The organism is Pseudomonas sp. R11-23-07, assembly GCF_003852295.1.
GTDB lineage: Bacteria > Pseudomonadota > Gammaproteobacteria > Pseudomonadales > Pseudomonadaceae > Aquipseudomonas.
In genome coordinates, this window is record NZ_CP027761.1 from 5,484,904 (window position 1) to 5,505,474 (window position 20,571).

General features: G+C 61.7%; 18 protein-coding genes. 7 read left to right on the forward strand and 11 right to left on the reverse strand.

Annotated elements, in window-relative coordinates:
* Positions 1-285 precede the first annotated feature (285 nt).
* Together C4J84_RS25285 and C4J84_RS25290 are read left to right on the forward strand one after the other, a co-directional pair.
* Positions 286-549, forward strand: a complete 264-nt coding sequence (locus C4J84_RS25285) for an accessory factor UbiK family protein (RefSeq protein WP_124368801.1) — start codon at positions 286-288, stop codon at positions 547-549.
* A 152-nt stretch (positions 550-701) separates the two neighbouring features.
* Positions 702-2,198, forward strand: coding sequence for a YifB family Mg chelatase-like AAA ATPase (locus C4J84_RS25290; protein WP_124436263.1), 1,497 nt, complete (start codon positions 702-704; stop codon positions 2,196-2,198).
* A gap of 33 nt (positions 2,199-2,231) precedes the next feature.
* Here C4J84_RS25290 and C4J84_RS25295 read toward each other — a convergent pair whose 3' ends face one another.
* Positions 2,232-4,208: a methyl-accepting chemotaxis protein gene (locus C4J84_RS25295; protein ID WP_124415902.1), complete on the reverse strand. Its 1,977-nt coding sequence runs from the start codon at positions 4,206-4,208 to the stop codon at positions 2,232-2,234.
* A gap of 178 nt (positions 4,209-4,386) precedes the next feature.
* Positions 4,387-5,307 (reverse strand): LysR substrate-binding domain-containing protein, encoded by a 921-nt coding sequence (locus C4J84_RS25300; protein WP_124368804.1) that lies wholly within the window; start codon positions 5,305-5,307, stop codon positions 4,387-4,389.
* Positions 5,308-5,458: 151 nt separating this feature from the next.
* On the opposite strand from C4J84_RS25300, the gene C4J84_RS25305 reads away from it, so the two are divergent.
* Positions 5,459-6,862 (forward strand): NorM family multidrug efflux MATE transporter, encoded by a 1,404-nt coding sequence (locus tag C4J84_RS25305; protein WP_124372270.1) that lies wholly within the window; start codon positions 5,459-5,461, stop codon positions 6,860-6,862.
* A gap of 138 nt (positions 6,863-7,000) precedes the next feature.
* Here the strand turns inward: C4J84_RS25305 and C4J84_RS25310 are convergent, their stop codons facing one another.
* Entirely contained in the window at positions 7,001-8,665 is a 1,665-nt protein-coding gene (locus C4J84_RS25310) for a bifunctional diguanylate cyclase/phosphodiesterase (protein WP_124372271.1), read from the reverse strand.
* A 265-nt stretch (positions 8,666-8,930) separates the two neighbouring features.
* Between C4J84_RS25310 and rep the strand changes: the two genes are divergently transcribed.
* Complete coding sequence (rep, locus tag C4J84_RS25315; protein ID WP_124364957.1) at positions 8,931-10,940, forward strand: DNA helicase Rep; 2,010 nt, start codon at positions 8,931-8,933, stop codon at positions 10,938-10,940.
* Between the two features lie 58 nt (positions 10,941-10,998).
* Complete coding sequence (locus C4J84_RS25320) at positions 10,999-11,568, forward strand: xanthine phosphoribosyltransferase (RefSeq protein ID WP_003176890.1); 570 nt, start codon at positions 10,999-11,001, stop codon at positions 11,566-11,568.
* Between the two features lie 126 nt (positions 11,569-11,694).
* On the opposite strand, the gene C4J84_RS25325 is transcribed toward C4J84_RS25320, so the two are convergent.
* The 6 genes from C4J84_RS25325 to dadA form a co-directional block, all read right to left on the reverse strand.
* Positions 11,695-13,617, reverse strand: coding sequence for an acetyl-CoA hydrolase/transferase C-terminal domain-containing protein (locus tag C4J84_RS25325; protein WP_124372272.1), 1,923 nt, complete (start codon positions 13,615-13,617; stop codon positions 11,695-11,697).
* A gap of 138 nt (positions 13,618-13,755) precedes the next feature.
* A complete protein-coding gene (locus C4J84_RS25330; protein WP_124372487.1) occupies positions 13,756-14,166 on the reverse strand; it encodes a cytochrome c5 family protein in 411 nt (136 codons plus the stop codon).
* 181 nt (positions 14,167-14,347) lie between these two features.
* The gene (locus tag C4J84_RS25335) at positions 14,348-14,896 is read right to left on the reverse strand and encodes a cupin domain-containing protein (protein WP_003176893.1); all 549 of its coding nucleotides are present in this window, start codon (positions 14,894-14,896) and stop codon (positions 14,348-14,350) included.
* A 116-nt stretch (positions 14,897-15,012) separates the two neighbouring features.
* Positions 15,013-16,086 carry an alanine racemase gene (gene alr, locus C4J84_RS25340; RefSeq protein WP_124372273.1) on the reverse strand — a complete coding sequence of 358 codons (1,074 nt, stop codon included), beginning with the start codon at positions 16,084-16,086 and terminating at the stop codon, positions 15,013-15,015.
* A 76-nt stretch (positions 16,087-16,162) separates the two neighbouring features.
* Positions 16,163-16,516, reverse strand: a complete 354-nt coding sequence (locus tag C4J84_RS25345) for a RidA family protein (protein WP_124364960.1) — start codon at positions 16,514-16,516, stop codon at positions 16,163-16,165.
* Positions 16,488-17,789 carry a D-amino acid dehydrogenase gene (dadA, locus tag C4J84_RS25350; RefSeq protein WP_124372274.1) on the reverse strand — a complete coding sequence of 434 codons (1,302 nt, stop codon included), beginning with the start codon at positions 17,787-17,789 and terminating at the stop codon, positions 16,488-16,490. Before dadA ends, C4J84_RS25345 begins: the two co-directional genes overlap by 29 nt.
* Before the next feature lie 156 nt (positions 17,790-17,945).
* Between dadA and C4J84_RS25355 the strand changes: the two genes are divergently transcribed.
* The gene (locus C4J84_RS25355; RefSeq protein ID WP_003176896.1) at positions 17,946-18,434 is read left to right on the forward strand and encodes an Lrp/AsnC ligand binding domain-containing protein; all 489 of its coding nucleotides are present in this window, start codon (positions 17,946-17,948) and stop codon (positions 18,432-18,434) included.
* A gap of 64 nt (positions 18,435-18,498) precedes the next feature.
* On the opposite strand, the gene C4J84_RS25360 is transcribed toward C4J84_RS25355, so the two are convergent.
* Positions 18,499-18,852, reverse strand: coding sequence for a YkgJ family cysteine cluster protein (locus tag C4J84_RS25360; protein ID WP_124372275.1), 354 nt, complete (start codon positions 18,850-18,852; stop codon positions 18,499-18,501).
* A gap of 114 nt (positions 18,853-18,966) precedes the next feature.
* Between C4J84_RS25360 and C4J84_RS25365 the strand changes: the two genes are divergently transcribed.
* Positions 18,967-20,259, forward strand: a complete 1,293-nt coding sequence (locus C4J84_RS25365) for an FAD-binding oxidoreductase (protein WP_124372276.1) — start codon at positions 18,967-18,969, stop codon at positions 20,257-20,259.
* Here C4J84_RS25365 and C4J84_RS25370 read toward each other — a convergent pair whose 3' ends face one another.
* The gene (locus C4J84_RS25370) at positions 20,260-20,484 is read right to left on the reverse strand and encodes a DUF1127 domain-containing protein (protein WP_124368811.1); all 225 of its coding nucleotides are present in this window, start codon (positions 20,482-20,484) and stop codon (positions 20,260-20,262) included.
* Between the last annotated feature and the right edge of the window lie 87 nt (positions 20,485-20,571).

The following is a 20,571-nucleotide window of genomic DNA, read 5'->3' on the forward strand; positions in this document are numbered from 1 at the left end:
CCTGTACCCCTGATCCGTCGGCGCACTGCATTCGTCACAGCGACTGCATCAGTGCATGGGTCATGATCGTCTAAGCAGAAACCTTGCCAGCTCCGTAAAACTCACTGAAATCAGTCCATTGCCCACTCATGCCCACCTGCGGGGCGTTCCGGCGGTAGGGATGCGCATCAAAACAGTGCGCGAGCGCCCATCCCGATGCGCGAAAAGCGTGCGCGCCAGGGCTGTGAAAAGACTATAGACGCTGCGTGATACACTGCCGGCCAACAGTTTTCCGGAATATTTCCCATGCTCGCGCCCAAAGACTTCCTCGACGCCCTGAGCGGCCACGCCTCTCGCCTGTTCAGCGGCGACACTCCGCTGCCCCGCAATGAAATCGAAAGCCAGTTCAAGGCATTGCTGCAAAGTGGCTTCAGCAAGCTCGATCTGGTGAGCCGTGAAGAGTTCGACAGCCAGATGGTGGTGCTCGCCCGCACGCGTGCGCGGCTGGAAAGCCTGGAGGCAAAAATGGCGGAACTGGAAGCGCGGCTGACGCCACCCTCCGCCGAGTGAACGCAATCAGTGTGGGCGGGGGCTTGCCCCCTCCCACATTAGCCCCGCGCTGTCGCCTGGATACGTTCTGTAAAACCTCCCCCGCTTTGCTTTCCCCACCCTCGTCTACCCTTGAATAACCCGCAGGAAGCGGCCCCATTCAAGGATCGAGCATGTCCCTCGCCATCGTCCACAGTCGCGCCCAGATCGGCGTTGAAGCCCCCGTCGTCACGGTTGAAGTGCATATGGCTAATGGCTTGCCATCACTGACGCTGGTGGGCTTGCCGGAGACGGCGGTAAAGGAAAGCAAGGACCGTGTACGCAGCGCCATTCTCAATTCGGCCCTGCAATATCCGCCGCGTCGCATCACCCTCAACCTCGCTCCCGCCGACCTGCCCAAGGACGGCGGGCGTTTTGATTTGGCGATTGCCCTGGGGATCCTGGCGGCCAGTATGCAGGTGCCGGCGTTGATGCTCGATGATGTTGAGTGCCTGGGCGAGTTGGCGCTGTCCGGCGAGGTACGCGCGGTGAAAGGCGTGTTGCCGGCCGCACTGGCGGCGCGCAAGGCCGGGCGCACCTTGATAGTGCCCAGGGCGAACGCTGAGGAAGCGTGCCTGGCATCGGGGTTGAAGGTGATTGCGGTGGACCACTTGCTGCAAGTGGTGGCGCACCTGAACGGGCATGTACCGATCGAGCCCTACCTGTCGGACGGCTTGCTGTATTTGAACAAACCTTACCCGGACCTCAGTGAAGTACAGGGCCAGTTGGCCGCCAAGCGTGCCTTGCTGATCGCGGCTGCGGGGGCGCACAACCTGTTATTCAGCGGGCCGCCCGGCACTGGCAAGACCTTGCTTGCCAGCCGCCTGCCGGGGTTGCTGCCACCACTGAGTGAGCACGAGGCGCTGGAAGTCGCGGCGATTCAATCGGTGGTCAGCCTGGCGCCGTTGAGCCATTGGCCGCAACGGCCGTTTCGCCAGCCGCACCACTCGGCGTCGGGCCCCGCGCTGGTCGGCGGCGGATCGAAGCCGCAACCGGGGGAAATCACCCTGGCCCACCACGGCGTATTGTTCCTCGACGAGTTGCCGGAGTTTGATCGCAAAGTCCTGGAGGTGCTGCGAGAGCCACTAGAGTCGGGGCATATCGTGATTTCCCGTGCCCGCGACCGGGTGAGCTTCCCGGCACGCTTCCAATTGGTCGCGGCGATGAACCCCTGCCCTTGCGGCTATCTGGGCGAACCCAGCGGCCGTTGTCGATGCACACCGGAGCAGATTCAGCGGTATCGCAACAAGCTGTCCGGGCCGTTGCTGGACCGGATCGATTTGCACTTGACCGTGGCGCGGGAGGCCACGGCACTGAGCCCGGCACAACAGACCGGTGACAACACTGCGAAAGCTTCCGCAGCAGTGGCCGATGCCCGGGAACGCCAGCAACGCCGCCAAGGATGCGCCAACGCCTTCCTCGACCTGCCGGGGTTGCGCGAGTACTGCAAGCTGGCAAAGGTCGATGAAGGCTGGTTGGAAAGCGCATGCGAACGACTGACGCTGTCGCTGCGGGCGGCCCATCGGTTGCTCAAGGTAGCGCGTACCCTGGCGGACCTGGAACAAACAGACAACATCGCTCGCCACCATCTGCAAGAGGCCTTGCAGTACCGTCCGGCGGCGAGCACGTGAGCCATGCGCTCGCGCATTCTGAATGGCAGTGGCTTAGCGGAACCGGTCTACTTCATGCCGCAGGCCCGCCGCCAGGGTCTCCAGTTCCTTGGCGGTGATCGCCAGGTTCGACACCACTTCACGCTGCTCGCTGTTAGCCAGCGCAATGCTCTGCAGGTTGCTGCTGAGCAAGGTCGCGGTGCTGCTCTGCTCCTGGGTGGCGGTGGTGATGGCGGCGAACTGCTGGCCGGCCGAGCGGCTCTGCTCGTCGATGCGCGCCAGGGCCGAAGCCACGTCGGCATTGCGCGACAGGCCTTCCTGCATCAGCACATTGCCGTGTTCCATGGTGCTGATGGCATTCCCGGTTTCCTGCTGGATGCTCTGGATCATGCCGGAAATTTCATCAGTGGCCTGGCGAGTACGCGAGGCCAGGTTGCGCACTTCGTCGGCGACCACGGCAAAGCCACGGCCTTGCTCGCCCGCGCGGGCAGCTTCGATGGCGGCATTCAGCGCCAGCAAATTGGTCTGTTCCGCGATCGACGTAATCACGCCGACGATGCCGCCGATTTCCTGGGAACGCTGGCCCAAGGTGTTGATCACCGTCGCGGTGCTGTTCAGGGCAGTGGCGATATGTTCCAGGGACGACGACGCCTCTTGCATCGAGGCACGCCCGATGCGGGTCTGCTGGGCATTTTCCTGGGCCAGACGTTCGGTGCTGCCCATGTTGTCAGCGATATTCAGCGAGGTGGCGCTGAACTCTTCCACCGCGCCCGCCATGCTGGTGATCTCGCCGGACTGTTGTTCCATGCCTTCATAGGCACCACCAGACAAACCGGACAACGCCTGGGCACGGCTGTTGACCTCTTCAGCCGCCTTGCGGATGTGCGAAACCATGGTCGACAGCGCTTCGCCCATCTGGTTAAAGCTGCGCGCCAGCTGGCCGATTTCGTCATGGCTGGAGACGTTCAGACGCGCGCTCAGGTCGCCTGCACCGAGCGCTTCGGCTTGGCGCACCAGGTCACTCAGGGGCGCGAGCTTGCTGCGCAACAGCCACACGGTGGCGCCCACCGCCAACAGCATGGCCAGCACGCTGCCGATGACCAGGCGCAGGCCGACGTCCCAGGTCACTGCACGAATCTCAGCCTTGGGCATGCTCGCCACCACCGCCCAGGGGCCGCCCTCGAACGGCACCGAAACGCTGTAGAAATCTTCGTTCTTGTCGCTCCAGAAGCGCCCTTCACCCGGCTTCTTCGCCAGGTCGAGCATCACCGGAATGGCTTGATCCAAGGCTTGTACACCGGCCGGCGGCACCAGCCAGTGCTTCTGTTCATCCAGCAACGAGAGGGAGCCGGTCTGGCCGATACGGAAGCGCTTGAGATTGTCGAACTGGGCTTTCTGCTCGTCGGTGTAGTCGAAACCGATGAACAGCACCGCAATGACTTTTCCGCTGGCGTCACGCACCGGGCTGTACTGGGTCATGTACGAGCGATCGAACAACACTGCCCGACCGATGTAGGTCTGCCCGCTGAACACACGCTGGTAGGCCGGCCCCTGGCGGTCCAGCACGGTGCCGATGGCGCGGTTGCCATCCTGCTTGGTCAGGGACGTGCTGATGCGGACAAAGTCATCGCCGCTGCGCACGAATACCGTGGCCACGCCGCCGGACATGTCCTTGAATTCATCCACTTCGCTGAAGTCGTTGTTCAGCAACTGGCTGCCCAGGTACAGGCTCGGGGTTTGCACACCGGCCACGGCGACTGGCTGGTCCGCACGCACGCTCAAGCCGGCGCCGAAGCGCTTTTCAAACAGCCCGCTCAAACGCTGGGTGCTCTCGCGCAAGGTGCTGTGGAAGGTATTGAGTTGGTCGGCGAGCAGGCGCGCCTCGCTGGCCAGGTGTTCCTCGCGGGTGGCGAGGTTGGCGGTGTCGAGGGAGCGTAGAGCGAAAACGGTACTGCCGCTGATAACGACAGCAAGAATCACGGCCAATGCGAGGCCTAACTGGGAGGCGATCCGAGCGCGAGGTTGAGACATGACAGCTCCTGAGCCGAGGCCAGGATCATCCTGATCTCTTAGCGCTGCTCGGCGAATTATCTGGTGGGAAACGTAAGTGCACGATGGTTCCAACACTCCTACTTCGGCGGAGTTTTACAATACTTGAGCGATTCACAGGGGTATCGCGCAAACGATTGCCGTACACATGCCAAACCCTTCATTCAAGGCGGGCCACTTCGGGCAAAACCATCGCATGCACCTCGCCCTGGAGAAACTCCGCCAAACGCCGCAGGCGCTCACCACCGGGGCGGGTTTTGGGCCACACCAGGTAATAGCTTTCCCCGCTGGCGACGGCCGTTGGCCAAGGCAGGCTCAGGCGTTTCTGGGCGACGTCCTCTGCCACCATCAGCAGGTCACCCATGGACACCCCATAACCCCGCGCGGCGGCGATCATGCCCAACTCCAGCGTATCGAACACCTGCCCACCCTTGAGCGAAACCCGGGACGCCAGCCCCATGCGTTCCAACCAGTAGCGCCAGTCGCGCCGGTCCGGTGTCGGATGCAGCAGTTCAGCCGTTGCCAGCCGCGTCACGTCCCAGGGGCCGTCATCCAACAGATTGGGCGCGCCCACCGGAATCAGCATTTCGGCAAACAGGTAACTGGCTTCCCAGTCTGCGGGAAAGTGCCCGTTACTGAGCAATACCGCGCAATCGAACGGCTCCTGGTTGAAGTCCACTTCGTCGATGTTCATCCACGCACTGGTGAGCTGCACCTCATTGCCCGGCTGCAAGGCCCGAAAGCGACTCAACCGCGCCAGCAGCCAGCGCATGGTCAAGGTGGACGGTGCTTTCATGCGCAAAATGTCATCTTCGGCATTCAGGGTATGGCAGGCGCGCTCCAGGGCGGCGAAACCTTCGCGCACGCCGGGCAGCAACAAGCGCGCCGCCTCCGTGAGCTGCAGAGTGCGGCCGCTGCGCTGGAAAAGCCGGCAGGCGAAATGCTCTTCGAGCGTACGAATATGCCGGCTGACCGCACTTTGGGTAATCGACAACTCCTCTGCCGCGCGGGTAAAGGAGTGGTGGCGAGACGCGGCCTCGAACGCCCGCAGGGCGTAAAGCGGAGGAAGACGACGGGACATTCTGAAAGCTCCGACAGCGCAATCCGCAAACCCTACCAGAATAGATCAGGCATGAGTTTTAATCATGCAAACGATCGCTTTTATCCTTTTGTGCAATGCGCCCAAAGCGCCGAGAATCAGCCCTCTCCACCACCCTGACCTGTCGAGCGTGATGATCATGCAGCATCCGGTACGTACCGAACTCTGGGCCATTCTGCGGCTGTCGGGGCCGTTGATTGCCTCACAGTTGGCGCACATGCTGATGGTGCTGACCGACACCCTGATGATGGCCCGCCTGAGCCCCGAAGCCCTGGCCGGCGGTGGCCTGGGCGCGGCGAGCTATTCGTTCGTGGCGATTTTCTGCATCGGTGTGATTGCGGCGGTGGGCACCCTGGTGGCGATCCGTCACGGCGCGGGCGACATCGACGGCGCCACCCGCCTGACCCAGTCCGGGCTGTGGCTGGCGTGGTTGATGGCCCTGGCGGCGGCGCTGCTGCTGTGGAACCTCAAGCCAGTGCTGCTGCTGTTCGGCCAGACCGAAACCAACGTGCAGGCCGCCGGGCAGTTCCTGACCCTCCTGCCATTCGCCCTGCCCGGCTATCTGAGCTTCATGGCGTTGCGCGGTTTCACCAGCGCTATCGGCAAAGCCACGCCAGTGGTGGTGATCAGCCTGTGCGGCACGGTGGTCAATTACCTGCTCAACCATGCGCTGATCGAAGGCATGTTCGGCCTGCCGAAGCTCGGGCTGATGGGCATTGGCCTGGTGACGGCCATCGTCGCCAATGGCATGGCGTTGGCGCTGATGTGGTACATCCGCAGCAACCGGACCTACGCCGCCTACCCCCTGACTACCGGCCTGCTGCGCCTCAATACCCACTATCTGCGCGAGCTGTGGCGCCTGGGCCTGCCGATCGGCGGCACCTATGCAGTGGAAGTCGGGCTGTTCGCGTTTGCGGCGCTGTGCATGGGCACCATGGGCAGTACGCAGTTGGCGGCGCACCAGATTGCCCTGCAGATCGTCTCGGTGGCGTTCATGGTCCCGGCAGGGATGTCCTACGCGGTGACCATGCGTATCGGCCAGCACTATGGCGCCGGGCGGTTGTTGAGCGCGCGCCTGGCCGGGCGGGTCGGCATAGGGTTCGGCGCCATGGTCATGCTGGGGTTTGCCGTGGTGTTCTGGCTGTTTTCCGACCCGCTGATCGGGCTGTTCCTCGACCATGACGACCCGGCCTTTCACGAGGTGATCGTGCTCGCCGTCAGCCTGTTGGCCGTCGCGGCCTGGTTCGAGCTGTTCGACGGTGTGCAGACCATTGCCATGGGCTGCATCCGTGGCCTCAAGGACGCCAAGACTACCTTCCTGGTGGGGCTCGGTTGCTACTGGCTGATCGGCGCGCCATCGGCCTGGTTGATGGCGTTCACGTTAGGCTGGGGGCCGACCGGCGTGTGGTGGGGCCTGGCGCTGGGCCTTGCCTGTGCGGCGGTGAGCCTGACGTGGGCGTTTGAGGCGAAGATGAAGCGCATGATTCGACAGGCGCCGGAAAGACAAGCTGGTTTCCAGGCCGCACAGACGCACTAAGGGCCTACTCGATTAGAAATGTGGGAGGGGGCCTGCCCCCGATGGCGGTTTGTCAGTCACCGGATGTGTTGACTGATACACCGCTATCGGGGGCAAGCCCCCTCCCACATTTTGGATTGGGTTTACAAGGCTGAATATTCAGCCCAACAACGCCTGCTGGCCCTTGCCAAACGTCAGGTACTCCACCAGCTCGGCCAATGGCAGCGGTTTACTGATCAAGTAGCCCTGGGCTTGATCGCAACCAAACAGCCTCAAAAGCGCAAGCTGCTCAGCGGTCTCCACGCCTTCGGCCACCACTTCCAGGTTGAGGTTGTGGGCCAGGTTGATCATGGCGTGCACCAGTTTGCGATTCTCTTCGCGCTCTTCCATGCCGCCGACGAAGCTCTTGTCGATCTTCAACAAGGCAATCGGCAAGCTGTTGAGGTGCACGAACGATGAGAAACCGGTGCCGAAGTCATCCAGGGAAAACCGCACGCCGAGGCGACCGAGGGCGTCCATGGTCTGTTTGACCAGGTCGCTGCGACGCATCACGGCGGTTTCGGTCAACTCGAACTCCAGCCATTGCGCTTCCACGCCACGTTCGGCAATCAGACGACTGAGTGTCGAGAGCAGTTGGCTGTCCTGAAACTGGCGAAACGACAGGTTGACCGCCATGTGCAACGCCGGCAGGCCGCGTTCGCGCAGGTCCTGCATGTCGCGCAGGGCGCGGGAAATTACCCAATACCCCAACGGCACGATCAGGCCGCTCTGCTCGGCCAGGGGCACGAACTCGCTCGGTGGCAACAGGCCACGCTCGCCATGGCGCCAACGCACCAAGGCTTCCAGGCCCACAATATGCCCATCGTCCAGGTCCAGGCGCGGCTGGTAGTGCAGCTCCAGCTCATCGCGGCGCAGCGCACGGCGCAATTCGCTTTCCAGGTCGGCCAGGCTGCGCGCGTTGCGGTTGATGCGTTCGTTGAAGATATGAAAGGTACAGCCCTGGGTGCTTTTGGCCTGCTGCATGGCGATATGGGCGTGCCACATCAACGGGTCGGCCCCGGCGCGGGCGCGGGCATGCGCCACACCCAGGCTGCAGCCGATCAGCAGGCTTTCACCGTCCACCCAGTAAGGCTCGGCCATGACTTCGGTGATGCGCTCGGCCATCCACTCGGCGCGCTGGGGCGCACGGCGGGTGTCGATCAGCAGCGCGAACTCATCGCTGCCCAGGCGCGCCAATTGGTCACCGGCTTCAAGCTGGCTCTTGAGTCGCGATACCACCTGCAGGATCAAGCGGTCGCCGGCCTGATGACCGAGGGCATCGTTGGCGTGACGGAAATTGTCCAGGTCCAGGTGACCGAGGGCCAGGCCGCGACCTTCGTTATCCGCCAACCGCGCCGCCAGCAAGGTCTGGAAACCCTGGCGGTTGGCGATACCGGTGAGCGGGTCCTGTTCGGCCAGGCGCTGCAACGTGTTCTCCAGCACGCCACGCTCGCGCACATGGCGCAGGCAGCGGCGCAACGTATCGGCGTCCAGCACGGAATGGACCAGCCAATCGCTGACACCGAGCGGCGGAACCAATGGTTCCTGTTCCAGCAACAATACACACGGCAAGCTGCACCGGCCCGGGCCGGGTTGCAGAGGGGGCGTGGTCAAGAGCACCGCACCGTGGTCGTCGTCGAACAGACGACTCACCGAGTCCCAGTTGGGCGCGCTGATCAGCACAGCCCCGTCGCCCATCGGCGCCAGGCACTCGCGCAACAACGCTGCCCACTCAGGCTCATCGGCCAGCAGCAGCAAACGCAAGGGTTCGACAGGCGTAGACAAGCTAGCTCCCTAGACTCTGCAAGAATTCGTTGGCGGTGGCATTATGACGTGCGGTCTGACAATGACCAATGCCTGACAAATGATAGGTGCTATCAAACACGCCGACTGTGAAAAATAGTCGCAATACCCCGCACATCCTGCGGCAAAGTAGCAAAACCGGCAAATTTAGATCGAGTGGTACGTCACACCGTCGATCCAGGGCAGCAGAAACTTGCCAGCCTGTTAAAATGCCCGCCCTTTTGAACGACGACTCCCCGAACTCTGTATGTCCCGACTCAATCCCCGGCAGCAAGAAGCCGTGAACTACGTCGGCGGCCCTCTATTGGTGCTCGCCGGTGCTGGCTCCGGCAAGACCAGCGTGATCACCCGCAAGATCGCGCACCTGATCCAGAACTGCGGCATCCGCGCCCAGTACATCGTCGCCATGACCTTTACCAACAAGGCAGCGCGGGAAATGAAAGAGCGCGTCGGCACCCTGCTCAAGGGTGGCGAAGGCCGTGGCCTCACCGTGTGTACCTTCCACAACCTCGGGCTGAACATCATCCGCAAGGAACATGCGCGGCTGGGCTACAAGCCGGGCTTTTCGATCTTCGACGAGGCCGACGTCAAAGCCCTGATGACCGATATCATGCAGAAGGAATACGCGGGCGACGACGGCGTCGACGAGATCAAGAACATGATCGGCGCCTGGAAAAACGACCTGGTCCTGCCCGCCGAAGCCCTGGAAGCCGCACGCAACCCCAAGGAACAGACCGCCGCCATCGTCTACACCCACTATCAGCGCACGCTCAAGGCGTTCAATGCGGTGGACTTCGACGACCTGATCCTGCTGCCGGTCAAACTGTTCCAGGAACACAAGGACATCCTGGAAAAGTGGCAGAATAAGGTGCGCTACCTGCTGGTGGACGAATACCAGGACACCAACGCCAGCCAATACTTGCTGGTGAAACTGCTGATCGGTACACGCAACCAGTTCACCGTGGTGGGCGACGACGACCAGTCGATCTACGCCTGGCGCGGTGCGCGCCCGGAAAACCTGATGCTGCTCAAGGATGATTACCCGTCTTTGAAAGTGGTGATGCTGGAGCAGAACTACCGCTCCACCAGCCGTATCCTGCGCTGCGCCAACGTGCTGATCTCGAACAACCCCCACGAGTTTGAAAAACAGCTGTGGAGCGAGATGGGCCATGGCGACGAAATCCGCGTGATCCGCTGCCGCAACGAAGACGCCGAAGCCGAGCGCGTGGCCGTGGAAATCCTCAGCCTGCACCTGCGCACCGACCGGCCTTACAGCGACTTTGCGATCCTGTATCGCGGTAACTACCAGGCCAAGCTGATCGAGCTGAAACTGCAGCACCACCAGGTACCGTATCGCCTGTCGGGCGGCAACAGCTTTTTCGGGCGCCAGGAAGTGAAAGACCTGATGGCCTACTTCCGCCTGATCGTGAACCCGGATGACGACAACGCCTTCCTGCGCGTGATCAACGTCCCACGTCGGGAAATCGGTTCGACGACCTTGGAAAAACTTGGCAACTACGCCACTGAACGCAAGATCTCGATGTACGCCGCCACCGACGAAATCGGCCTGGGCGAACACCTGGACACGCGCTTCACCGACCGCCTGTCGCGCTTCAAGCGCTTCATGGACAAGGTACGCGAGCAGTGCGCCGGTGAAGACCCGATCAGCGCCCTGCGCAGCATGGTCATGGACATCGACTACGAAAACTGGCTGCGCACCAACAGTTCCAGCGACAAAGCCGCGGACTACCGCATGGGCAACGTCTGGTTCCTGATCGAGGCCCTGAAGAACACCCTGGAAAAAGACGAAGACGGTGAAATGACCGTTGAGGACGCCATCGGCAAGCTGGTGCTGCGCGACATGCTCGAGCGCCAGCAGGAAGAGGAAGACGGCGCCGAAGGTGTGCAGATGATGACGTTGCATGCATCCAAGGGTCTGGAATTCCCCTACGTGTTCATCATGGGCATGGAAGAGGAAATCCTCCCGCATCGCTCCAGCATCGAAGCCGACACCATCGAGGAAGAACGGCGCCTGGCCTACGTGGGCATTACCCGTGCGCGTCAGACACTGGCCTTCACCTTCGCTGCCAAGCGTAAGCAATACGGCGAAATCATCGATTGTGCCCCCAGCCGCTTCCTCGATGAGCTGCCGCCGGATGACCTGGCCTGGGAAGGCAACGACGACACCCCGACCGAGGTGAAGGCCGTTCGCGGCAACAGCGCCTTGGCTGATATACGCGCGATGTTAAAGCGCTAGAATCGACTACTTTTTAATCTACTTTCGGCGCCTGTTGCGCTAACAGAGGAAGCTTTCCGTGGAAGCACTGCACAAGAAAATTCGCGAAGAAGGCATCGTGCTTTCCGATCAGGTACTCAAGGTTGATGCCTTTCTGAACCACCAGATCGATCCGGCGCTGATGAAACTGATCGGCGACGAATTCGCCGCGCTGTTCAAGGACTCCGGCATCACCAAGATCGTCACCATCGAAGCCTCAGGCATCGCTCCGGCGATCATGACCGGCCTGAACCTCGGCGTGCCAGTGATCTTCGCACGCAAGCAGCAGTCCCTGACACTGACCGAAAACCTGCTGTCGGCGACGGTGTATTCCTTCACCAAGAAAACCGAAAGCACCGTGGCAATTTCCCCACGCCACCTGACCAGCAGCGACCGCGTGCTGGTTATTGATGACTTCCTGGCCAATGGCAAAGCCTCCCAGGCGCTGATTTCGATCATCAAGCAGGCCGGCGCGACCGTCGCCGGGCTGGGCATCGTGATCGAGAAGTCGTTCCAGGGTGGCCGTGCGGAGCTGGATGCCCAGGGTTATCGGGTTGAATCGCTGGCGCGGGTGAAGTCGCTGGCGGGTGGGGTTGTGACCTTTATCTGATTCAACACAGCTCAAAATGTGGGAGGGGGCTTGCTCCCGATGGCAGTGGGTCAGCCAACCTTTTTGGTGACTGATACACCGCTATCGGGGGCAAGCCCCCTCCCACATTTTGTCTGATGTTGGCTTTTAGTGCGCGGTGGCCTGAAGGCCGGCGAGTAGCAGGCGCTGGTACAGGTCCTCCTTGAACCCCTCCGGCTGATCCAAGCGCATACGCTTCAAATGTTCGGGAAACGCTTCCGGCTCCGGTGCATCCAGCGCCGCCTTGCCCAGTTCCAGCATCTCCGTGAGCTTGAATTTGCTCTTGAGCCAATTCAGAGCACGCAACAGGTCCCGCTCTTCATCGGTGAAATCGCTGCCCAACGGGTATTCCGGGAACAGCCGTCGATGCTTGGCCTGAATCGCCTGGAGCCGCTGCGGTGTGTTGTCGGCAAAACGCGGGTCCAGCTTGAAATCCTTGGGCAGTTTGCCGGCTTTTTGCGCCTGTTCGATCAAGCCTTCCTGGAAGCGCGAGTCAGTGACATTGAGCAACGCCTCGATCACCTGGGCATCCGTCTGACCGCGCAAATCGGCAATCCCGTACTCGGTAATGACGATATCCCGCAGGTGCCGGGGAATGGTGCAATGGCCGTACTCCCAGACGATATTCGAACTGACCTCCCCGGCCGACTCGCGCCAGCTGCGCAGGATCAGGACCGAGCGCGCGCCTTCCAGCGCGTGGCCCTGGGCAACGAAGTTGTACTGCCCGCCCACGCCGCTGAGCACGCGGCCATCTTCCAATTGGTCGGCCACACCGGCGCCGAGCAAGGTGACCATGATCGCGCTGTTGATAAACCGTGCGTCCTGGCGCTGTAAACGCTTGAGCTCTTCCTGGCCGTACAGCTCGTTGATATAGCTGATGCGGGTCATGTTGAATGCCAGCCGCCTGGCGTGGCTCATCTCCTGCAAGCGCTGGTAGAAACTGCGCGGGCCGAGGAAGAAACCGCCATGGATCGAGATGCCATCGGGCTGCGCCGCATCGTCGAGCAGCCCGGCGTTGGCCTGCTCCTGGGTTGCCACATCCGGGTACACCTTGCGCCGGATGATTCCGGCATCGGCCAGCACCAGCAAGCCGTTGACGAACATTTCGCTGCAACCGTAAAGGCCACGGGCGAATGGCTCAACGCCGCCCTCACGGCTGATCAAGGGCGCCCATTGATACACATCCAGGTCGGTCAGCAACAATCGATAGGCTTCATTATCGGCCTGGCGCGCCAGTAATGCGGCGGTCAGCGCGTCGCCCATGGAGCCGATACCGATCTGCAAGGTGCCGCCATCACGCACCAGCGTGCTGGCATGCAGGCCGATAAAGTGGTCCTGGAAGCCCACCGGCATGTTTGGCGTGGAGAACAGCGTGGTGCTGTCTTTCTCATCGAGCAGGTAATCGAAGGCGTCCATGCCCAACTCGGCATCGCCGGGCATGTAGGGCAAGTCGCTATGGACCTGGCCGACGATCAGGATCGTCTCACCCGCTGCGCGCCGCTTGGCGATCATCGGCAGCAGGTCAAGGGTGATATCCGGGTTGCAGCTCAGGCTCAGGCGGTCGGGGTGCTCGGCGCTGCTGGCAACCAGTTGCGCCACCAGGTTCAGGCCAGCGGCGTTGATGTCCCGCGCGGCATGGCTGTAGTTGCTGCTGACGTAGTCCTGCTGCGCCGCAGCGCTGTGGAGCAGGCTGCCGGGCTGCATGAAGAACTGCTGCACACGAATATTCTTCGGCAGGCTGTCTGCGTGCAGGTCAGCGAGAAAATCCAGCTCGGGGTAATCGCCAAATACTCGCTCGATAAAAGGTTCGAGAAAGCGCTTCTGCAACCCGTCGCCTATCGTCGGCCGGCCCAGACTCAATGCGGTGTAGATCGTCAGCGCGCGCTCGGGCAGCTTGGCGATACGCCGGTAGAGCGCATTGGCGAAGAGGTTGGGTTTGCCCAAACCCAGGGGCATGCCCATGTGGATATGCGCCGGCAAGCGCGCCAGTACGTCGTCAACTGCTTGCTCGATTGAACACAACTGCACCATCCGACTGCTCCCGAACATTCCATGAATTGGGGTTGGACCGAGCTTGCCGGGTCTTTGCTGCAATGAACAGCCACGAAACGCAAATCGCGGGCACAAAAAGGCCGCTCGTAAGCGGCCTTTTTGGCGAAGATCGGCGGGTTAGAGCCCGGACATCTTCTTGATCGCACCCTTCAGATCATCATCCGAGCAATCCGCGCAAGTGCCCTTGGGCGGCATGGCATTGATGCCCGTGATCGCCTTGGCGAGGATGCCATCAAGGCCGCCCTGGTGATCGGCGCGCTCTTTCCACGCGGCGGTATCGCCAACTTTCGGCGCTCCCAACAAGCCGGTGCCGTGGCAAGCATTGCAGTGCTTGGCGATGATCTCGTCCGGGGTTCTCGCCCCACCGCCGCCTGCCGTGACCACGACCTCCATGCCCTTGCATTCCTGGCCCTGGACACACACCTGGCCCACAGGCTCCAGGCGCTTGGCGATGTCATCGTTGGTCGCAGCTTGAGCGCTGACAGCCCATAGGGCCAGTACGGTTGCTGGTGCAGCCAGCATTTTCATAATTAGGTTCACGCGTTCACCCTCAATGGTGGCTATTCACGCCTGCGGCCACGGTTTCACAGGCGGCGAAAGTATAGCGGTTAGCCCGCCCGACCGAAACAACCCTATTAAATAAAGGGAGATTCGGCCTCACGGTGTACAGCTGCGCGAACCCCTGCAACGCTGGCAGGACGCCTCTGTTTTAAAAGTTCGCGGGTGTGGCTGCGCTGATTAGTCGCGCTGGCACGTCGAACGGATTGCGAAAACGATGGGGCTTGGTGCTTTCAAAGTAGTAGCTATCGCCTGCTTCGAGCACAAAAGTTTCAAGGCCGACCACCAGTTCCAAGCGCCCTTCCACCAGAATCCCGGTTTCTTCGCCTTCGTGGGTGAGCATTTCTTCGCCCGTGTCGGCGCCCGGCGGGTAGATTTCGTTGAGAAACGCGATGGCCCGGCTCGGGTGCGCTCGGCCTACCAGCTTCATGGTGACGGCACCGTCAGAGATGTCGATCAGCTCATTGGCTTTATAGACGATCTGCGTCGGTATTTCCTGGAGGATCTCTTCGGAAAAGAACTCGACCATGGACATGGGAATGCCGCCAAGGACCTTGCGCAGGGAACTGATCGAGGGGCTGACGCTGTTTTTCTCGATCATCGAAATGGTGCTGTTGGTGACGCCCGCGCGCTTGGCAAGCTCGCGCTGGGAAAGACCTTTGAGTTTACGGATGGATTGCAGTCGTTCGCCGACGTCCAATGCAGGAGCCTCCTAGGATTCAGGCTTTGTTGTAATTGAGCGTTATCATGGCGACAGCGTTCAGTATTTACAACACTTGGGCCTAAATCCCGGACAGCTGTATTCGTACCGGGCGATCAAGCGCCGCAATAGAGCCTTGGCACCCGGCGCAGGTTGCAGAAGATCTGGTAAGGGATGGTTTCAGCAGCGGTCGCGACTTCGCTGGCGAGGATGTGCTTGCCCCACAATTCCACCGTGGAACCCAGGCCCGCCTGGGGTACATCCGTCAGGTCGACGCAGAGCATGTCCATGGACACCCGGCCCAGCAACTGGCTACGCTGGCCGGCGACCAGCACCGGCGTGCCCGTAGGCGCGTGGCGCGGGTAGCCATCGGCATAGCCCATGGCAACCACGCCGATACGCATCGGCTTGGGCGTGACGAACCTGGCGCCGTAGCCTACCGGCTCACCGGCTGGCAGTTCGCGTACGCAAATGATTTTGGACTCCAGGGTCATCACCGGCTGCAAACGTGCAGCGATGGCCTGGTCGTCACCAAAGGGCGTGGCGCCGTAGAGCATGATGCCTGGGCGCACCCAGTCGCTGGGCACACTCGGCCACCCCAGGACGGACGGTGAATTGCGCAGGCTCACCTCCGCCGCCAGCCCTTGGCGGGCCGCGTCGAATACCCCCACTTGTTCGTTGCTGCTCACACAATCGAGCTCATCGGCGCGGGCGAAGTGGCTCATCAACACGATCTTTGCGACGTTGCCGCTGGCCAGCAGGCGCTTATACGCCTCCTGGAAATCCTTCGGATGCAGGCCGACACGGTGCATGCCCGAGTCCAGCTTGAGCCAGAGGGTCAACGGTTGGCTCAGCGTGGCCTGCTCGATAGCCTCGAGTTGCCATAGCGAATGCACCACGCACCACAGGTTTTGCTCGACGATCAGCGGCAGCTCGTCGGCTTCGAAAAAACCTTCCAGCAGCAGCACCGGCGCACGTATCCCGGCGGCGCGTAGTTCCAGGGCTTCTTCGATGCACGCCACCGCGAACCCGTCAGCCTCGGCCTCCAGCGCCTGGGCCACGGGCACCGCGCCATGCCCGTAGGCATCTGCCTTGATCACGGCGAGGGCCTTGGCCCCGCTGACTTCGCGGGCCAGTTGGTAGTTGTGGCGCAGGGCTTGAAGGTCGATCAGGGCACGGGCAGGACGCATGGCGGCAGGCTTCTAGGCGGCAGAGTAAAAAAACCGGTGCCGACCAACAACGTCGGCGCCGGGAGAGGGATTCAGGTTAAGGCAGCGCAGCCACGACGGACAGCTCTACCAGAATGTTCGGCTCACACAGTTTGGCTTCAACCGTAGCGCGAGCGGGCGCGGCGCCTTTGGGCAGCCACGTGTCCCACACCGCGTTCATACCGGCGAAGTCGGCATCGATGTCCTTCAAATAGATGGTTACCGACAGCAACCGGGTCTTGTCGGTGCCGGCCAGGTCCAGCAGACGCTCGATGTTGGCTAGGGTTTCACGGGTCTGCTGCTCGATGCCGGCATTCATGTCGTCGCCGACCTGGCCTGCCAGGTACACGGTGCCGCTGTGAACAACGATTTGGCTCATGCGCTCATTGGTGAGCTGGCGCTGGATTGACATGTCTTGCAGACTCCTGGTGGTTGCCGTAACGGGAAATAGCGAGGCCTTCGGCGCTGATCTGCGGGGTTTTCTTCGCCATCAGGTCAGCCAGCAAACGACCGGAGCCGCATGCCATGGTCCAGCCGAGGGTGCCGTGGCCGGTATTCAGGAACAGGTTCTTGAATGGAGTGCCGCCGACAATCGGTGTGCCATCGGGTGTGGTCGGGCGCAGGCCGGTCCAGAAACTGGCTTGGGCCAAATCGCCGCCCTGAGGATAAAGGTCGTTGATGATCATCTCCAGGGTTTCACGCCGGCGCGGGTTGAGCGACAGGTCAAAACCGGCTATCTCAGCCATGCCGCCGACGCGAATGCGGTTGTCGAAACGGGTGATCGCGACTTTGTAGGTTTCGTCGAGGATCGTCGAGGTAGGCGCCATTGCCGGGTTGGTGATCGGCACGGTCAGCGAATAGCCCTTGAGGGGATACACGGGCGCCTTGATCCCCAGCGGCTTGAGCAGCTTCGGCGAATAACTGCCGAGGGCCAGCACGTAGCGGTCGGCGGTTTCCAACTTGCCATCGATCCACACGCCATTGATGCGGTCGCCTGCATGATCGAGGCGCTGGATGTCCTGTTCGAAACGAAACTCAACGCCCAACTGCTCGCACATCTGCGCCAGGCGCGTGGTGAACATCTGGCAGTCGCCGGTCTGGTCGTTGGGCAGGCGCAGGGCACCGGCGAGAATATCGGTGACGCTGGCAAGGGCTGGCTCGACCCGAGCGATGCCGGCACGGTCAAGCAACTCGAAGGGCACGCCGGACTCCTGCAACACGGCGATGTCCTTGGCCGCACCATCGAGCTGGGCCTGGGTACGGAACACTTGGGTGGTCCCCAGGCTGCGCCCTTCGTAGGCAATCCCGGTTTCAGCGCGCAATTCGTCAAGGCAGTCGCGGCTGTACTCAGAGAGGCGGACCATGCGCTCCTTGTTCACCGCATACCGGCTGGCGGTGCAGTTGCGCAGCATCTGTGCCATCCACAGGTATTGGTCGATATCGGCAGTGGCCTTGATTGCCAGCGGCGCATGGCGCTGCAGCAGCCACTTGATCGCCTTGAGCGGCACGCCCGGCGCGGCCCATGGCGACGCATAGCCTGGGGATACCTGGCCGGCGTTGGCGAAACTGGTTTCCATGGCGGCAGCGGGTTGGCGGTCGACCACGACGACTTCAAAGCCGGCCCGCGCCAAATAATAGGCGCTGGTGACCCCAATGACGCCGCTACCCAAGACCAGAACGCGCATTTTAATTTCCTCACCACGGGCTGAGCCGCTGACGTGTGTTATTCGAGCAATGATGGACGCAGTGTAAAAAACAATCGCCAGTGCATTTCACTATATAAATGCCTATATTTGGCGACAATTCTCGGCACAAACCGTTTTAACAGAGGCGTATCCCCTATGCGTACCAACACCCAGACCAAGCGGGAGCTGGACAAGATCGACCGCAATATCCTGCGCATCCTGCAAACCGATGGGCGCATTTCGTTCACGGAACTGGGCGAGAAGGTTGGGCTGTCGACGACGCCGTGCACCGAGCGGGTACGCCGGCTGGAGCGCGAGGGGATCATCATGGGCTACAACGCGCGGCTCAATCCGCAGCATTTGAAGGGGAGTTTGCTGGTATTTGTCGAGATCAGCCTGGATTACAAGTCCGGCGATACGTTCGAAGAGTTTCGCCGCGCCGTGCTCAAACTGCCCCATGTGCTGGAGTGTCACCTGGTGTCCGGAGACTTTGACTATCTGGTGAAAGCGCGGATTTCCGAAATGGCTTCGTACCGCAAATTACTCGGCGATATCCTGCTCAAGTTGCCCCATGTGCGCGAATCCAAGAGCTATATCGTGATGGAAGAAGTGAAGGAAAGCCTGAACCTGCCGATTCCGGATTAACCTGACGCAACTCAATCAAATGTGGGAGGGTGCTTGCCCCTCCCACATTGACCGAGTACACCTGCTATACCAGTACCTGTCGAGTACTCGCCATGTACTCATGGATCTGCTTTTCCACCCGTGGATGAATCAGCTCCACCGGTCGCCGACCGTTGGGGCATGGCAGGGTCTTGGTGGTGCCAAACAGCCTGCATATCAACGGGCGCTCGTCGTAAACCGTGCAACCGTTCGGCCCCAGGTGCACACAGTTCAGCTCATCCATCGCAGCTTCCTGCTCGGCGGTCGTCTTGCGTGGCAGGCGCGACATTTCCTCGGGCGAGGTGGTGACCGGCCCACAGCAGTCGTGGCAGCCAGGGACACACTCGAACGAAGGAATCTGTCGGCGCAAGGCGCTGACTTTCTGACTGTTGCAACTCATCGACACCCACACCCCACCGCGAACAGGCCTGGATTCTGCCGTAAAACCGCCCGCACAGACAGCTCCGTCGGACCGTTGTATCCTGCGTCAAATTTTCCAAACAGGGAGGCCCCCATGACCGCCAGCGCCCGGCACACCGCGTCCTACTACGCCGCCAGCAGCGTGCCGCACCCCGATTACCCGGCGTTGACGGGCGAGGTGCGCGCCGATGTCTGCGTGATTGGCGGGGGGTATTCCGGGCTCAATACCGCCCTGGAACTGGCCGAGCGCGGCTTCAGCGTGGTGCTGCTGGAAGCGCGCAAAATCGGCTGGGGCGCCAGCGGGCGTAACGGCGGGCAACTGATTCGCGGCGTCGGCCATGGCCTTGACCAGTTCGCCAATGTGATCGGCACCGACGGCGTGCGCCAGATGAAACTGATGGGCCTGGAAGCGGTGGAGATCGTGCGCGAGCGTGTCGAACGCTTCCAGATCCCCTGCGACCTGACTTGGGGCTACTGCGACCTGGCCAACAAACCCCGCGACCTGCAGGGCCTCGCCGCAGACGCCGAAGAGCTGCGCAGCCTGGGTTATCGCCATCCAGTGCGCCTGCTGCAAGCCAGCGAAATGGCCAGCGTGATTGGCTCCGACCGCTATGTGGGCGGAATGATCGACATGGGCTCCGGACATTTGCATCCGCTGAACCTCGCCCTGGGTGAAGCCGGCGCGGCGCAGCAGCTGGGCGTGAAGGTATTCGAGCAGTCGCAAGTGACGCGCATCGACTACGGCTCGCAGGTCAAGGTGCACACCGCCCAGGGCCAGGTACAGGCCAACACTCTGGTGCTGGCCTGTAACGCCTACCTCAACGACCTCAACCCACACTTGAGCGGCAAGATATTGCCCGCAGGCAGCTACATCATCGCCTCCGAGCCCTTGAGTGAAGCGCAAGCCGCCCGCCTGTTGCCGCAAAACATGGCGGTGTGTGACCAGCGGGTAACGGTGGACTATTTCCGCCTGTCCGCCGACCGCCGCCTGTTGTTCGGCGGCGCCTGCCACTATTCCGGGCGCGACCCGAAAGACATCGGCGCCTACATGCGGCCAAAGATGCTGCAGGTATTCCCGGAATTGGCCGATGTGAAGATCGACTACCAATGGGGCGGCATGATCGGCATCGGCGCCAACCGGTTGCCGCAGATCGGACGCCTGGCGGATCAACCCAATGTGTATTACGCCCAGGCCTATGCCGGCCATGGCCTCAACGCCACACACCTGGCGGGCAGGTTGCTGGCCGAAGCCATCAGCGGCCAGCAGCAAGGGCGCTTCGACCTGTTCGCCCAGGTGCCGCACATGACTTTCCCTGGCGGCAAATACCTGCGCTCGCCGCTGCTGGCCCTGGGGATGCTCTGGCACCGCCTCAAGGAACTGGCCTGATCAATCGCGCCAGAACGGTTTCAAGCCTTCATGGCGCGCCTGTTCTGCCGTCAGGCCCACGTCGCGCAACTGCTCGCGGGTCAGCGTCAGCAACGCCTTGCGGGTATGACGGCGGCGCCAGAACAGGCTCCAGCGATTGTCGGCAGGCATAGACAACGTCCGCTCCTGCGCTGCTTCCAGTTCCTGGCCATGTAATGCCAGCCGTACATCGCTCATGCCGTTCATGTTCCCGTCCCTCGTTAGCTTGCTGCCTTGAGTGACTAGAATGAGCGCACGGGCAAAACCAATACAGATTCAACCTACCTTTATTAA

Excerpts from the sequence above, each read along its gene's own strand:
- dadA (WP_124372274.1), bottom strand. The coding sequence starts at position 17,789 with ATGCGCGTTCTGGTCTTGGGTAGCGGCGTCATTGGGGTCACCAGCGCC.
- C4J84_RS25290 (WP_124436263.1), top strand. The coding sequence starts at position 702 with ATGTCCCTCGCCATCGTCCACAGTCGCGCCCAGATCGGCGTTGAAGCC.
- alr (WP_124372273.1), bottom strand. The coding sequence starts at position 16,086 with ATGCGTCCTGCCCGTGCCCTGATCGACCTTCAAGCCCTGCGCCACAAC.
- C4J84_RS25365 (WP_124372276.1), top strand. The coding sequence starts at position 18,967 with ATGACCGCCAGCGCCCGGCACACCGCGTCCTACTACGCCGCCAGCAGC.
- C4J84_RS25370 (WP_124368811.1), bottom strand. The coding sequence starts at position 20,484 with ATGAACGGCATGAGCGATGTACGGCTGGCATTACATGGCCAGGAACTG.
- C4J84_RS25295 (WP_124415902.1), bottom strand. The coding sequence starts at position 4,208 with ATGTCTCAACCTCGCGCTCGGATCGCCTCCCAGTTAGGCCTCGCATTG.
- C4J84_RS25305 (WP_124372270.1), top strand. The coding sequence starts at position 5,459 with ATGATCATGCAGCATCCGGTACGTACCGAACTCTGGGCCATTCTGCGG.
- rep (WP_124364957.1), top strand. The coding sequence starts at position 8,931 with ATGTCCCGACTCAATCCCCGGCAGCAAGAAGCCGTGAACTACGTCGGC.
- C4J84_RS25355 (WP_003176896.1), top strand. The coding sequence starts at position 17,946 with ATGCGTACCAACACCCAGACCAAGCGGGAGCTGGACAAGATCGACCGC.
- C4J84_RS25330 (WP_124372487.1), bottom strand. The coding sequence starts at position 14,166 with ATGAAAATGCTGGCTGCACCAGCAACCGTACTGGCCCTATGGGCTGTC.
- C4J84_RS25285 (WP_124368801.1), top strand. The coding sequence starts at position 286 with ATGCTCGCGCCCAAAGACTTCCTCGACGCCCTGAGCGGCCACGCCTCT.
- C4J84_RS25300 (WP_124368804.1), bottom strand. The coding sequence starts at position 5,307 with ATGTCCCGTCGTCTTCCTCCGCTTTACGCCCTGCGGGCGTTCGAGGCC.
- C4J84_RS25345 (WP_124364960.1), bottom strand. The coding sequence starts at position 16,516 with ATGTCAATCCAGCGCCAGCTCACCAATGAGCGCATGAGCCAAATCGTT.
- C4J84_RS25360 (WP_124372275.1), bottom strand. The coding sequence starts at position 18,852 with ATGAGTTGCAACAGTCAGAAAGTCAGCGCCTTGCGCCGACAGATTCCT.
- C4J84_RS25325 (WP_124372272.1), bottom strand. The coding sequence starts at position 13,617 with ATGGTGCAGTTGTGTTCAATCGAGCAAGCAGTTGACGACGTACTGGCG.